The following is a 12,834-nucleotide window of genomic DNA, read 5'->3' as shown; positions in this document are numbered from 1 at the left end:
CGGACGCCGGGAGCATCGGAAACTACTCACTGCCGCAAAGGGCATGGAGCAGCCGGGGAGCAACCGGCGATGCCTGCCGGTCGGTGAGTTCGTCGGGGCACGAAAAATGGCCCGGCAGTTTCCTGCCGGGCCAGTCATGTTTCCTTGGGGAGGAAGTGTAACGGGAGCGCTTATGGGTTGTAGGCGCGCTCGCCGAATTCCGAGATATCGAGCCCTTCGCGTTCGGCATCAGGTGCCGGACGCAGGCCGATGGTGTATTTCAGCGCGAGGAACAGCACGGCAGACACACCGCCGGACCAGACCAGTGTCACGCCCACGGCCTTGGCCTGGGTAATCAACTGCGCAGCCATGTCATAGGTGCCGGCAACGGCCGGGAACACGGTGTAGTCGAAGAAGCCCTGCCCACCCAGCGCCGGGTCGGCGACGATGGCGGTGGCAAGGGCGCCGATGATGCCGCCGATGCCGTGTACGCCGAACACGTCGAGCGTGTCGTCATACTTGAGCTTGTTCTTGAGCACTGCGACGAACAGATAGCAGATCGGCGACACGGCCAGACCCAGCAGGATGCTGGTCATCGGAGCGCCAAGCCCGCTGGCCGGTGTGATGGCGACAAGACCGGCCACAGCGCCGGTGACGGCACCAAGCATAGATGGCTTGCCGTGGTGGATCTGCTCGACAAGACACCATGCAACCGCTGCAGCTGCAGTGGCGAGGAAGGTGTTGATGAAGGCCACCGCCGTAACGCCATTGGCTTCGAGGTTGGAGCCGGCGTTGAAGCCGAACCAGCCCACCCACAGCAGCGAGGCACCGATCATGGTCATGGTCAGGCTGTGCGGCGGCGTCGCTTCTTTCTGGAACCCGATACGCGGGCCGACGATGAGGCAGCCAATAAGCCCGGCGATACCAGCGTTGATGTGAACCACGGTGCCGCCAGCGAAATCGAGCGCGCCCTTGCCCCAGAGATAACCATAGTCGGTCGGTGCATCAGCGAGGAAATCCGGGCCGGCCCAATACCAGACCATGTGCGCCATCGGGAAATAGACGATGGTAAGCCACGCAACCGTGAAGATCATCAAAGAGGAGAACTTCACCCGTTCGGCGAACGCGCCGACGATCAGCGCCGGCGTGATGCAGGCAAAGGTCATCTGGAACACGATGAAGGCGTATTCCGGGATATAGACGTTGTTGGAGAATGTCGCGGCATAGGTCGAGGCCGATACGCCGGCGAGGAACACCTTGGAGAAGCCACCGACGAATTCGGAGCCGCTGGTAAAGGCCATGGAATAGCCATAGGTCGCGAACACCAGTGCCGAGATCGACACGATCATGAACACCTGCATCAGCACGCTGAGCATGTTCTTGGTGCGGACCAGGCCGCCGTAAAACAACGCAAGCGCCGGCACCGACATCATCAGCACCAGAGTGGCTGAAATCAGCATCCAGGCCGTGTCACCCTTGTCGACCATCAACGCCTGTTGTTCTGGCGTTGGCGCCTTGATCATATCGGCGGCAAAGGCGCCGGCCGAAGCAAGGGCGAACGGTGCCGCCAATGCCAGTCTTCCCAGTTTATTCAGCATCATTTCCCCCATGATCTCCGGCACATCATTCTGGAACTCCGTCGCTCCCGGCTTGGCCGGGAACAATTACAAAGCTGTTTCACCCATTTCACCGGTGCGGATGCGCACGGCCTGGCCGACGTCGGTGACGAATATCTTGCCGTCGCCGATGGCGCCCGTGTGGGCCGCCTGGACAATCGCTTCGACCACGGCGCTGGCCTGGCCGTCATCGGTGACGACCTCGACCTTGATCTTGGGCACCATGTTTGTGGTATATTCGGCGCCGCGATAGATTTCGGTATGGCCTTTTTGCCGGCCAAAGCCCTTGACCTCGGTTACCGTCATTCCCTGCACGCCCATCGCGGACAATGCCTCGCGAACGGTATCCAGCTTGAACGGCTTGATTATGGCCATCACCAATTTCATGCGCCTGATTCCCCTGTCGACGACGAGTTACAGGCAACTTAATGCACGTTTCGTGCCAGTCGTATCGGGCAGATGACGTGCACGTCCGACGATGGTGCGGCGCAGCAAGCCGTCTTGAGGCGCTGCCCGATTTGGCGGCAGAGGGTGCTTTTTTGGGCAATCAGGGTGCCAATGCGGCGATCTGGTCCCAGCATTGCACGACGGCGTCCTCGCCCAGAGCAATCAGTTCGGCGGCGCGCGTGAAATTGCCTGGATCGACATGGCCCAGCGCCGGGGTCAGCAAGACATCGGGGGGATCGAGCATCAGGTCCAGCTTGGCGATATGGCTGGTGATGAGCGACAGGCTGGCGCGGCCGACACGCAGCGGCGACATGCGGCGACCGGCAAAATGCCCCTCGCCGCGGCGCGCATAGTCGCCAAGCAGGTTGATGGCCACTACCGGCGCTGCGCTGATCTGGCGGGCAGCGCGCACCGGCACCGGCGCCACCACCCCGCCATCGACCAGCATCTGTCCGCCGCGCTGCAGAGGTGGAAAAACACCGGGAATTGCGATCGAGGCAAACACCGATTCGACCACAGGCCCGCGGGTCAGGATGACTTCCTCGCCGCTTACCAGATCGGCTGCAACCACGGCGACCGGGATATGCAGGCGTTCAAGTTGCTCATGGCCAAAATGCAGGCGCAGTTGCCGCTGGACCGCACGGCCGCCGAGCATCGAACCCCGGCGCGGATCAAAATCAAGAAAGCGCACGACCTGCCGGCCATTGGCGGCCCGCGCGATATCCTCGAGGACATTGAGGCGCCCGGCGGCCAAGCAAACCGCGGCGATGGCGCCAATGGAGGTGCCGGCAACGGCCACGATCTCGCAACCGCGCGCCTCAAGCGCCTGAATGGCGCCGATATGCGCCCAGCCCAGCCCCGCGCCGCCGCCCAGCGCCAGCGCAATCTTCACGGCGCCTCCGACAACAGGCTGCGCGCCACTTGCTCGTCCTCGTCCAGCACCATCAGCCGGATACCCGATACGCCCGGCCCTATAAGCGAGGCGATTCCGGCGTCGAACAGCACGGATTCAATGCCGCCGGCCTCCAGCCGCGATTGCATGATCTGGGCTTCGACCGGATTGAACAGCGTGTCGAGCACGACGAGCGGCATCAGGAATAAGGCAGGACGGAGGGCGGCCGGACCGGCAGGCCATCGATGCTGCGGTTTCGGTCCTGATATTTTGCCAGCCGCTCCAATGGCGACTCTTGCGCATGGAATTTGCGCAAGGTCTGGCGCTCGGCTTCGAGTGTCATTTTCGGGACGGCCCAACCGCAGCTGCCCTGCGTCGATTCCACGGTGATGTCGAAAATCTGGCGCACGCCGCGTTCGATGGTGAAATGGGCGGCAAGCGTGTCCCAGTCGTTATCCTGGGGCAGCACCGCCCTGCCCCGGCCATACAGCCGGTAGATCAGCGCCGGCTGGTCAAAGGCGCAGAACATGATGGTGATACGGCCATCGGCGGCCAGATGCGCGTTGGTTTCATTGCCCGAACCGCCATAATCGAGATAGGCGACGCGGGTTGGCCCCAGCACCCGAAAACTGTCCATGCCTTTTGGCGACAGGTTTATGCGCGCGTCCGCAGCGGCGGTGGCAACAAAAAACACCGGCTGGCGTGCGATGAATTCGGCGTGTTTCGCATCGATATGGTCAGAGAAATCAGACACGCCTGCTGTCCTTTTTGTTTTCAGGCCCCAAGGTTCATGCAGCCGTGCCGCCCACGGTCAGCCCATCGATCAGCAACGTCGGCTGGCCGACGCCGGCCGGCACGCTTTGCCCGCCCTTGCCGCAAATGCCGACACCTTCATCCAGTGCCATGTCGTTGCCGATGGCTTTGACGCGAGTCAGCACGTCGGGGCCGTTGCCGATCAGCGTCGCGCCCTTCACCGGCGCGCCCAGCCGGCCATTTTCGATACGGTACGCCTCGGTGCAGGAAAACACGAACTTGCCGCTGGTAATGTCGACCTGGCCGCCGCCAAAGCTCTTGGCATAAATGCCGCTTTTGACGCCGCGCAGGATTTCGCCGGGGTCTTCGCTGCCGCCCAGCATGAAGGTGTTGGTCATGCGCGGCATGGGGGCATGGGCAAAGCTTTCGCGGCGGCCATTGCCGGTGGGCGCCATGCCCATCAGCCGGGCATTGAGCCGGTCCTGCATGTAACCCTTGAGGATGCCGTCCTCGATCAACACCGTGCGCTCGGTCGGCGTGCCTTCATCGTCGACGGTCAGGCTGCCACGCCGGTTGTCGATGGTGCCGTCGTCGACGACCGTCACACCCGGCGCCGCCACGCGTTCCCCGATTCGGCCCGAAAATGCCGATGTGCCCTTGCGGTTGAAATCGCCCTCAAGGCCATGACCGATGGCCTCGTGCAGCAGGATGCCGGGCCAGCCGGGGCCGAGCACAACGGTCATCTCGCCGGCCGGGGCCGCGACGCTGTCGAGGTTGGTCAGCGCCTGGGCCAGCGCGATGTCGATGGCGCCTTCCCAGCTTTGGTTTTCGAACAGTTCATCGTACAAATAGCGCCCGCCGAGGCCGTGGAAGCCGGTTTCACGGCGACCGTTCCTTTCGGTGACGATCTGGACATTGAGGCGGACGAGCGGGCGCACGTCGCGGACGCGGTGGCCATCGGCGCGCACGATCTCGACAACGCTCCAGCTGCCGAGCAGGCTGGCCGATACCTGCACGACGCGCGGATCGCGGGCGCGGGCGGCGGCATCGATCTGCTGCATCAGCGCGACCTTGCGGGCAAAATCGACGCCGGCCAGCGGATTGGCATCGGTGTAGCGCCGGGCGTTGGTGCGCTGTGGGGCCGCAGAAACGTTGCTCTGGCCGCCGTGCCCGTCGCGAACCACCTTGATCGTGTCAGCAGCACGCGCGATGGCGGCATCGGACAGTTCATTGGCATGAGCGAATGCGGTCATCTCGCCCGCCACGCCGCGCAGGCCAAAGCCCTTTTGCGTGTCGAACGTCGCAGCCTTCAACCGGCCATCGTCAAAGGCGAAACTTTCGGACACGGCATATTGCAGATAGAGTTCACCGTCGTCGCAGCCGTTCAGGGCATCAGCGACTAGCCGCTCGGTGCGGGCGGGATCCAGCCCGGTGTCGGCGTAAAAAATCGTGGCGGGGTCAAGGGTGCTCATACCCCTGATATAGGGGCGGCAATGCGTTTGTGAAACCGGCCTTTCGCCTCACCCGCCCGGGAAACTGCTCTCAGCTGAACTTGCAGGTCAGCAGCCAGCGTTCGCCCGCGCGGTCGAAACTGATGCGGCTGCAACTGTCGAGGATGTCGCGGCCGATCAGGATCCAGGGCGCCCTGCCCTTTTTCTTGCGGTCAGCGGTGACAGTGATGGTGTCGGCGTCGTCATTGCTGTCCGAAGTGCCGGCGCGGGCCTCGGCGTCGATGCGCCGCGCTTCGGCTTCGGAGACGCGGGCACCCATCTGGCGCAGCGGCAAACCAAGCAGTGTCGCACCTGGGTTCGCCACAAGGCCCTGGTATGGCAGATTGACGCCGGGGAACGGCTGCCAATATCCGATTGTACTGCCTCGCTTCACGATCTTGCCATCCACCAGCGCCTGGGCGGCGCGGGCGTTCATCACGGTCACCGGGCTGTTGAGTTCAAGGCTGACATCGATTTTTTCATCACCGACACGGGCATTGATGCCAGTCTCGCCGCCGCCATTCTTCCTCAGCGTGTAGACCTGCGAGCCAGGCATTGCCGGGCGCAACACGACATCGATGCGGTCGGCCTTGAGGGCGCCGATGGTCAGCACGCCATCGGAATCGCCGGCGACCGGCCGGCTGACCCAGACAACCGGAACTTTCTTGTTCGGCAGGCCGCGGGGCGTGATGGTTGCGAGATTGAAACGGAACGTAGCTTCACCGCCCGGGATCAGCGCATTCTTGAAGGTACGCTTGCCGATGAACGGAAACGGCTTGAGGCCGGCGCGGTCGGCCGGGGCCTGGTTGAGGATCATGGCGGTGTCGAACGACAGCGCGATGCGGATGTTCAGTTCGGCATTCTTGACGCGCACGGGCAGGTAAGGATTGCCGTTGGGCGCCACATCGATGGTGTAAACCGGCGGCGCGGTGACCTTGGCCGCCATGGCTGGGCCAGCGATCAGTGCGGCAGCAGCCGCAACAATGTTCAAGGAGGCAGCAGCCGCAAGCCAGAGCGCCCTCACCGCTTGTCCGCCGCGCCGCTGGCGAGAATGAAGCGCCGGTCGCAATAGCCGCAATCGGCAAAGCCCTGCGCGCCGATTTCGATCCAGACGCGCGGGTGGCCATCGCCGCCGCGTTCATCTCCGTCGCAAAACAGGCGGCTGGTCTGGGACACGAAAGTTTCGGGTGGGGGCATGGAATTCATATTCTGGTCATAGCAACTGGCGCCGCCCAAGTCACTGTGCCACAGCGCCTTGCCAGCGGCGCGGTACAAATATCGCGGGCACCAGGCCGGCGGCCCTGGTCATTTCAAATCGCGGGCGAGCTCTGGCTGCGGCACCGGCGCGGCCGGCGGCGGGCTTGCCGCCTGCCCGCCCCCGGTCTAATCCCCAAGCCATGAGCAAGACAGCCATGAGCGAACCAGCCATCCGCATTTCCGGCCTGACCAAGACCTATGCCGGGGGTAAGCTGGCGCTGGATGGCATCGATCTGGAAATTCCGCGTGGGTCCATCTTTGGGCTGCTCGGTCCCAACGGCGCCGGCAAGTCGACGACCATCAACATCCTTGCCGGGCTCGTGAACAAAACGGCAGGCAGCGCGCGCATCTGGGGCTTTGATATCGACGAACACCCGCGCAACGCCAAAGCCAGTATCGGTATTGTGCCGCAAGAACTTGTGTTCGACGCGTTCTTCACGCCGTTCGAAACGCTGGAATTGCAGGCGGGGCTGTTCGGCGTGCCGCCGGCGAGGCGGCGATCGATGGAATTGCTCAGGGCTGTGCGGCTGGATGACAAGGCGCATGTCTATTCGCGCACGCTGTCGGGCGGCATGAAGCGGCGGCTGCTTGTCGCCAAGGCGCTTGTGCACAATCCGCCGGTGCTGGTGCTGGACGAGCCCACCGCCGGCGTTGACATCGAATTGCGCCAGCAGCTTTGGGATTATGTCCGCATGCTGCACGCGGGGGGCACCACGGTGGTGCTGACGACACATTATCTCGAAGAGGCCGAGGCGCTGTGCGACCGAATAGCCATCATCAACCAGGGCAAGGTCGTCGCCAATGACGAAACCGGCACGCTGCTGGCAATGGCCGGCGACAAGAAGCTGATTGTCACGGTGGACCGCGATCTGGACGCCGTGCCGCCCGGGCTGGAGGGTCTCAAGGGTGCCGAACTGCGGATGGGCCGGGTGCTGACGCTGACGTATGACAAGCGTCGCACCAACGCTGGCGCCGTTCTGGCCAATGTGGCCGCAGTCGGCCTCGGGGTCGTCGATGTCTCGACGCGCGAGGCCGATCTGGAAGACGTATTCCTGGACCTGACCCGTGGCTAAGCGCCCTGCAGCCGAGGAGCGAGTCTTTGATGTCATTGTCATCGGGTCCGGCGCGGCGGGGCTGACGGCGGCGCTCAATCTGGCCGGGCGTTTCAAGGTAGCGGTTCTTGCCAAGGGCGATGTTTCGGCCGGATCGACCGCCTGGGCGCAGGGCGGCATCGCGGCTGTCCTCGATGCCGGCGACACCATCGACAGCCATGTCGAGGACACAATGGTGGCCGGCGCCGGATTGAACCACCGGGCAACGGTCGAATTCGTGGCGCGCGGCGCATCGGCCGCCATCGACCGGCTGGCCGATCTTGGCGTGCCGTTCAATGCCGGCGAAACCGTATCGGAACGCTGGCATCTGACGCGCGAAGGCGGCCACAGCCATCGCCGCATCGTCCATGTCGATGATGCGACCGGCTGGGCCGTCCAACAGGCGCTGACGGCCGCAGCGGTGGCCAATCCAAACATCTCGCTGCTACCCGGGCAGGTCGCGATCGATCTCATCACCCATCGTCACACGATGGGGGAGCGGTTTGCGCCGCGCCGTTGCCACGGTGTCTATGCTTATGACACCCACAGCCGGCATGTCGCCAGACTGTTGGCGCCAGCGGTGGTGCTGGCGACCGGCGGGGCAAGCCGCGTATATACCTATTCGACCAATCCCGATGGTTCGACGGGCGACGGCATTGCCATGGCGTGGCGTGCCGGTTGCCGGGTATCGAACATGGAATTCAACCAGTTCCACCCCACCTGCCTGTTTCACCCGAGCGTCAAGAATTTTCTGATCACCGAGGCGGCGCGTGGTGAAGGCGGGCATCTGAGGCTGCCTCCCAGCGCAGCAGATCAGGCGCGAGGCGCCCTGGCTGGCGAGCGGTTCATGCACCGCTATGACGAGCGACTGGAACTGGCGCCGCGCGATGTCGTGGCGCGCGCCATCGATGCCGAAATGAAGCGGCTGGGGCTGAGCCATGTGCTGCTTGACATGTCGCAACTGGCGCCTGATTTCGTGCGCGGGCATTTTCCGACCATCCATGCGCGATTGCTCGAACTTGGCATCGATTGCACTGTCCAACCCATCCCTGTGGTGCCGGCAGCGCATTACAGTTGCGGCGGCGTTATGGTCGATCTGGCCGGGCGCACCGATCTGGACGGGCTATGGGCGGCGGGCGAAGTCACCCAGTCCGGCCTGCACGGCGCCAACCGGCTGGCGTCCAACTCCATCCTGGAATGCCTGGTGTTCGGACAGGCCGTGGCCGACGATATTATGGCCCATTGGCACGATCGCGACCGGCCGGAGACCCGCCCGGAAATCAGAGCCGGGGACGAAAGCCGGGTTACCGATTCCGACGAGGAAGTCGTCGTCACCCATAATTGGGACGAGCTGCGGCGGTTCATGTGGGATTATGTCGGCATCGTCCGCACCGACAAAAGGCTGGAGCGCGCCGCGCACCGGGTCAAGCTGCTGCGCAAGGAAGTGGCCGAATATTATGGCAATTTCCGCGTGACGCCGGATCTGATCGAACTGCGCAATCTGGTAACTGTGGCGGAATTGATCGTGCGTTCGGCACGGCGGCGGCGCGAAAGCCGCGGGCTGCATTACACCACCGACTATCCGCGCACGCTGGCAGAGGCGGTGGACACCGTATTGGACCCGGCGCTAGGCCGCGACTGACGCGCGCTTGGCAAGGTCGCGCCTGACGCGCGGGGCGGGATCAGGCGACGGCGTCGATCAGTGGCGGCAATTCGGGTTCTGCTATCGGATGGCCCAGCAGGAAGCCCTGCCCCGACTGGCACCCCATCCGCAACAGGCAGTGCCGCTGCGACTCGGTTTCCACCCCTTCGGCGACGATCTGTTTGCCAAGATTATGGGCAAGGCTGATGATGGCGGATACGATCTCGTTGCTACCTGCAATATCTGGCAGGCCGGTGACAAATGACCGGTCAATCTTGATGATATCGGACGGGACGTCACGCAGATGAACAAGGCTGGCAAAGCCGGTGCCGAAATCATCAAGCGCCACCCGGACACCTGCGAGCCGCAGGCTGGACAGGCATTCGGTGATTGCGCTGCCGATCCCGCCCATGACGACGGTTTCCGTGACTTCCACGGTCAAGGCATCGTTGGGCAAGTCGCGGCTGGCCAGTTCGCTCAATATGGCATGGGCGGCGGTCCGCCCATGCAACTGGCTGGTGACGAAATTGACGCTGACCGATATCGGTCCGAACACCCGGCGTAGCTCCACCAGCCTGTCAAGCGCAGTGCGGAGCACCCATAGCTGCAACGACGGCAGCAGGCTTGCTTCGCGCAACACTTCGGGAAAGTCCGGCGGCCCGATCAGACCAAGGCGCGGATGCTGCCAGCGCAGCAGCGCTTCGTAACTGTGGATGCGCCGGTCAGACAGCAAGCAAACCGGTTGATAGTGCAAGATGAAGCCGCCACCGCGCACAGCCGCGCGCGCTTCCTCGATCAACATGGTACGCGCATCTGCGGCCTCGGCAAGCGCGCTGTCATAGGTACGCCAGCACCCCCGGCCATCGGACTTGGCCCGGTAGAGCGCAAGATCGGCATGCTTGTAGAGCCGCTTGATCGGGATCGACGCCCCACGTACTTCGGCGTGGCCGGCGCAAATCGACACAGCCAGGTCAAAGCCGGCGTGACGCAGCGGCGCCGTTTCGGCCGACGCGACAACAGCGTGAACAAGCGGCAATCTTTCCCGCGCCGCACCTTCGAGCAGGACCACGAATTCGTCGCCGCCGATGCGAGCGACAAGGGCGTCGGGCCCAGCGGCGTCGCACAAGCGGCGCGCTACATCGATGATCAGGGCGTCGCCTGCGTCATGACCGGCGATGTCATTGGTTTGTTTGAGATAGTCCACATCAAAGACGATGAGGTCACAACCATCGGCATCAGTATCGGGACCGACAAGCCGCTGTTGGAACACAGCGCGGTTGGCAAGGCCGGTCAAGGCATCGGTCATGGCGACGCTGCGCAGGGATTCGCGCTCGTCGTCGGCCTTTTCATGCTGCTTTCGCATCTGGCGGAAGCGATCGGCAATCGCGAGGCTGAACAGCACGGCTTCCCAGCCAAAGGCTCCAAACGTCAGCATGTCGACCATGCCGGACTGCGGCAGCAGGCCAAAGTTGCGCAGCAGGCGCATGCCGAAAACAACCAATGGCGGCGCCCAGCCGACAAGATAGAACCAGACCGAGCGACTGTTGCGTACAAAGGCAAAGCCCAGGATCGCCAGCGCGACGACGATATGGCCAATCAGCACCAGATTGAACGCCAGATCGGTTGCCGAAGCCGGCAAAAGCATGTCGAGCCCAGCGGCTATCGAGGTTACAGCCAGCGCTGTGATGACGAAAAGCGATGTGCGCGCCAGCCAGCGGGGCACCACGCCATCTTCCATCAGGGTCTGAAGAAAAGCGAGGCTGCACATGCCCAATATGCCGATTGCCGGATAATAGATCCGGACGGTCGCCGGCCCGGCCAGGCCAGGCCAGATTGCGTTCAAGGCGCCCGTCCACACAAGCAGATACACCAGCGACGCCGCCACCCAGCCGACATAGATGCGCTGGAAAACCGTGTTGGACCAGGTCAGCAGAAAGGCATTATAGGCCAGAGCACATATCAGGATGCCGAACACCACACCCACCAGGGCCGTCCATCTGCCATTATGGGACTGCAATTCGGCCGGCGACATCGCCTCGACACAGCGCAGCAGGCCAGCGGAATCAAGCCCCTGAAAATTGATGCTGATGGCACGCACATCCTTGCCTGCCACGGGCACGGAAAACCGCAGGAGATTGCCCATTGCCCAATTGCCGCCCAGTTCGCCGGCGCGGCGGATGATCACGGTGGTCCCGCCACTGTGAACGATCGCGATACGCATCTGCGAAAAACGGGAATTATCCACTATCAGCTGCCAGCCGGGCGCCATCGCGGCCAATCCCGGCAAGGGCTTCACATCGACCCGCGACCAGCGAAGCGCCGGGTCCGAGGCGCAGGCACCACCGGCAACAACAGGGTCGCATGTGTTGACGACATAGGAAAGGCGCGTTGACGAAGCCGTCGCAGCATCGTGGCCCAACAAGCCAAACAGCAGCGCGCATGCCAGAAACGCGCGGGCAACAATCTGCAAAACCAAACGTGCCGCCACGCTCAAAGGCCGCGAAGCGCCATCCACGTCATGAAATCTAGCAGAACGCCCCATACCTCGCCCTTCGAGCCCGATAGCTCTCAATAGGCGAGTATAATAAACAAACGATTAGCAAAGGTTTCTAAGTTTGTGCCTTTGATGTCACATCGACAACCCTGAACATCAACCCATCAGTTCGCGCACATCCGTCAAGCGCCCTGTCACGGCGGCCGCAGCTGCCATGGCCGGCGACAGCAGGTGCGTGCGCGCGCCGACGCCTTGCCGCCCGACGAAGTTGCGGTTGGAGGTGCTGGCGCATCGCTCGCCGGCCGGCACCTGGTCAGGGTTCATGCCAAGGCACATCGAACAGCCCGGTTCGCGCCAGTCAAAGCCGGCCTCGATGAAGATGCGGTCCAGCCCTTCGGCTTCGGCCTGGCGCTTCACCAGCCCCGATCCGGGCACCACCAGCGCCTGGCGGATATTGCCGGCGACCTTGCGCCCGCGTGCGACTTCGGCGGCAACACGCAGATCCTCGATGCGGCTGTTGGTGCAGCTGCCGATGAAAATGTTTTCGACCGTGACATCGACCATGCGAGTGCCGGGCGTCAGGCCCATATATTCCAGGCTCTTGGCCGCAGCCATTCGCTTGCCGGCATCGGCAAAGCTGTCCGGACCCGGCACGACATCGGTGATGGCCACGACATCTTCGGGGCTGGTGCCCCATGTGACCAGCGGCGCAATGCTGCTGCCGTCTATGGTGACGACAGTATCATAGGCGGCGGCAGGATCGGTCCTGAGCGTTTGCCACCAGGCCATGGCCTTGTCCCAATCTGCGCCCCCCGGCGCGCGCGGACGGCCTTGCACATAGGCAAAGGTCTTGGCATCTGGCGCCACCAGCCCGGCGCGGGCGCCGGCCTCGATCGCCATGTTGCACAAGGTCATGCGCCCTTCCATGCTCAGCGCCTCGATGACCTCCCCAGTGTATTCGATGACATGCCCGGTGGCGCCGCCGGTACCGAGCCGGCCGCAAATGGCCAGCGCCACATCCTTGGCGGAAATGGAGAAGCCAAGGCTGCCGGTGACGCGCACTTCCATCGATTTCGACTGGCGCAGCAGCAACGTCTGGGTGGCGAACACATGTTCCACTTCCGATGTGCCGATACCAAAGGCCAGCGCCGCAAACGCGCCATGCGTGCTGGT

12 protein-coding genes are annotated in these 12,834 nt (G+C 63.4%); 2 read left to right on the top strand and 10 right to left on the bottom strand.

The window, feature by feature from the left end:
* Nucleotides 1–170: 170 nt before the first annotated feature.
* The 8 genes from RMQ73_RS03345 to RMQ73_RS03310 all read right to left on the bottom strand — a co-directional run bounded on the left by RMQ73_RS03345 (nucleotide 171) and on the right by RMQ73_RS03310 (nucleotide 6,383).
* A complete protein-coding gene (locus tag RMQ73_RS03345) occupies nucleotides 171–1,577 on the bottom strand; it encodes an ammonium transporter (protein ID WP_409049824.1) in 1,407 nt (468 codons plus the stop codon).
* Between the two features lie 66 nt (nucleotides 1,578–1,643).
* Complete coding sequence (locus RMQ73_RS03340) at nucleotides 1,644–1,982, bottom strand: P-II family nitrogen regulator (protein WP_310496599.1); 339 nt, start codon at nucleotides 1,980–1,982, stop codon at nucleotides 1,644–1,646.
* Nucleotides 1,983–2,142: 160 nt separating this feature from the next.
* A complete protein-coding gene (locus RMQ73_RS03335; protein ID WP_310496596.1) occupies nucleotides 2,143–2,934 on the bottom strand; it encodes a patatin-like phospholipase family protein in 792 nt (263 codons plus the stop codon).
* Nucleotides 2,931–3,134, bottom strand: a complete 204-nt coding sequence (locus RMQ73_RS03330) for a DUF2007 domain-containing protein (RefSeq protein WP_310496594.1) — start codon at nucleotides 3,132–3,134, stop codon at nucleotides 2,931–2,933. The genes RMQ73_RS03335 and RMQ73_RS03330 overlap by 4 nt, the downstream gene beginning before the upstream one ends.
* On the bottom strand, nucleotides 3,134–3,688 hold the full coding sequence (locus tag RMQ73_RS03325) for a pyridoxamine 5'-phosphate oxidase family protein (protein ID WP_310496592.1): 555 nt from the start codon (nucleotides 3,686–3,688) through the stop codon (nucleotides 3,134–3,136). Before RMQ73_RS03325 ends, RMQ73_RS03330 begins: the two co-directional genes overlap by 1 nt.
* 34 nt (nucleotides 3,689–3,722) lie before the next feature.
* On the bottom strand, nucleotides 3,723–5,159 hold the full coding sequence (tldD, locus tag RMQ73_RS03320; RefSeq protein ID WP_310496590.1) for a metalloprotease TldD: 1,437 nt from the start codon (nucleotides 5,157–5,159) through the stop codon (nucleotides 3,723–3,725).
* A 70-nt stretch (nucleotides 5,160–5,229) separates the two neighbouring features.
* Nucleotides 5,230–6,168 carry a hypothetical protein gene (locus RMQ73_RS03315; RefSeq protein WP_310496588.1) on the bottom strand — a complete coding sequence of 313 codons (939 nt, stop codon included), beginning with the start codon at nucleotides 6,166–6,168 and terminating at the stop codon, nucleotides 5,230–5,232.
* Between the two features lie 29 nt (nucleotides 6,169–6,197).
* Nucleotides 6,198–6,383 carry a zinc-finger domain-containing protein gene (locus RMQ73_RS03310; protein ID WP_310496586.1) on the bottom strand — a complete coding sequence of 62 codons (186 nt, stop codon included), beginning with the start codon at nucleotides 6,381–6,383 and terminating at the stop codon, nucleotides 6,198–6,200.
* 206 nt (nucleotides 6,384–6,589) lie between these two features.
* Here RMQ73_RS03310 and RMQ73_RS03305 point away from each other — a divergent pair, with 206 nt between their 5' ends.
* Nucleotides 6,590–7,507 (top strand): ABC transporter ATP-binding protein, encoded by a 918-nt coding sequence (locus RMQ73_RS03305; RefSeq protein WP_310496625.1) that lies wholly within the window; start codon nucleotides 6,590–6,592, stop codon nucleotides 7,505–7,507.
* Nucleotides 7,500–9,167 (top strand): L-aspartate oxidase, encoded by a 1,668-nt coding sequence (gene nadB / locus RMQ73_RS03300; RefSeq protein ID WP_310496584.1) that lies wholly within the window; start codon nucleotides 7,500–7,502, stop codon nucleotides 9,165–9,167. The genes RMQ73_RS03305 and nadB overlap by 8 nt, the downstream gene beginning before the upstream one ends.
* Nucleotides 9,168–9,207: 40 nt before the next feature.
* On the opposite strand, the gene RMQ73_RS03295 is transcribed toward nadB, so the two are convergent.
* Nucleotides 9,208–11,388, bottom strand: a complete 2,181-nt coding sequence (locus tag RMQ73_RS03295; RefSeq protein ID WP_310496582.1) for an EAL domain-containing protein — start codon at nucleotides 11,386–11,388, stop codon at nucleotides 9,208–9,210.
* Between the two features lie 429 nt (nucleotides 11,389–11,817).
* Nucleotides 11,818–12,834, bottom strand: a 1,017-nt coding sequence (locus RMQ73_RS03290) for a 3-isopropylmalate dehydratase large subunit (protein ID WP_310496580.1), incomplete at its 5' end; no start/stop codon positions are given.

Origin of the sequence: Sandarakinorhabdus sp. (assembly GCF_031430775.1) — a bacterium.
In the GTDB taxonomy this organism is placed as follows: Bacteria; Pseudomonadota; Alphaproteobacteria; order Sphingomonadales; family Sphingomonadaceae; genus Sandarakinorhabdus.
This window is presented reverse-complemented; position numbering and strand designations above follow the sequence as displayed.

Coding starts and splice junctions, on each gene's coding strand:
- RMQ73_RS03345 (WP_409049824.1), bottom strand. CDS start 1,577: ATGCTGAATAAACTGGGAAGACTGGCATTGGCGGCACCGTTCGCCCTT.
- RMQ73_RS03340 (WP_310496599.1), bottom strand. CDS start 1,982: ATGAAATTGGTGATGGCCATAATCAAGCCGTTCAAGCTGGATACCGTT.
- RMQ73_RS03330 (WP_310496594.1), bottom strand. CDS start 3,134: ATGCCGCTCGTCGTGCTCGACACGCTGTTCAATCCGGTCGAAGCCCAG.
- tldD (WP_310496590.1), bottom strand. CDS start 5,159: ATGAGCACCCTTGACCCCGCCACGATTTTTTACGCCGACACCGGGCTG.
- RMQ73_RS03310 (WP_310496586.1), bottom strand. CDS start 6,383: ATGAATTCCATGCCCCCACCCGAAACTTTCGTGTCCCAGACCAGCCGC.
- RMQ73_RS03305 (WP_310496625.1), top strand. CDS start 6,590: ATGAGCGAACCAGCCATCCGCATTTCCGGCCTGACCAAGACCTATGCC.
- RMQ73_RS03295 (WP_310496582.1), bottom strand. CDS start 11,388: ATGCGTATCGCGATCGTTCACAGTGGCGGGACCACCGTGATCATCCGC.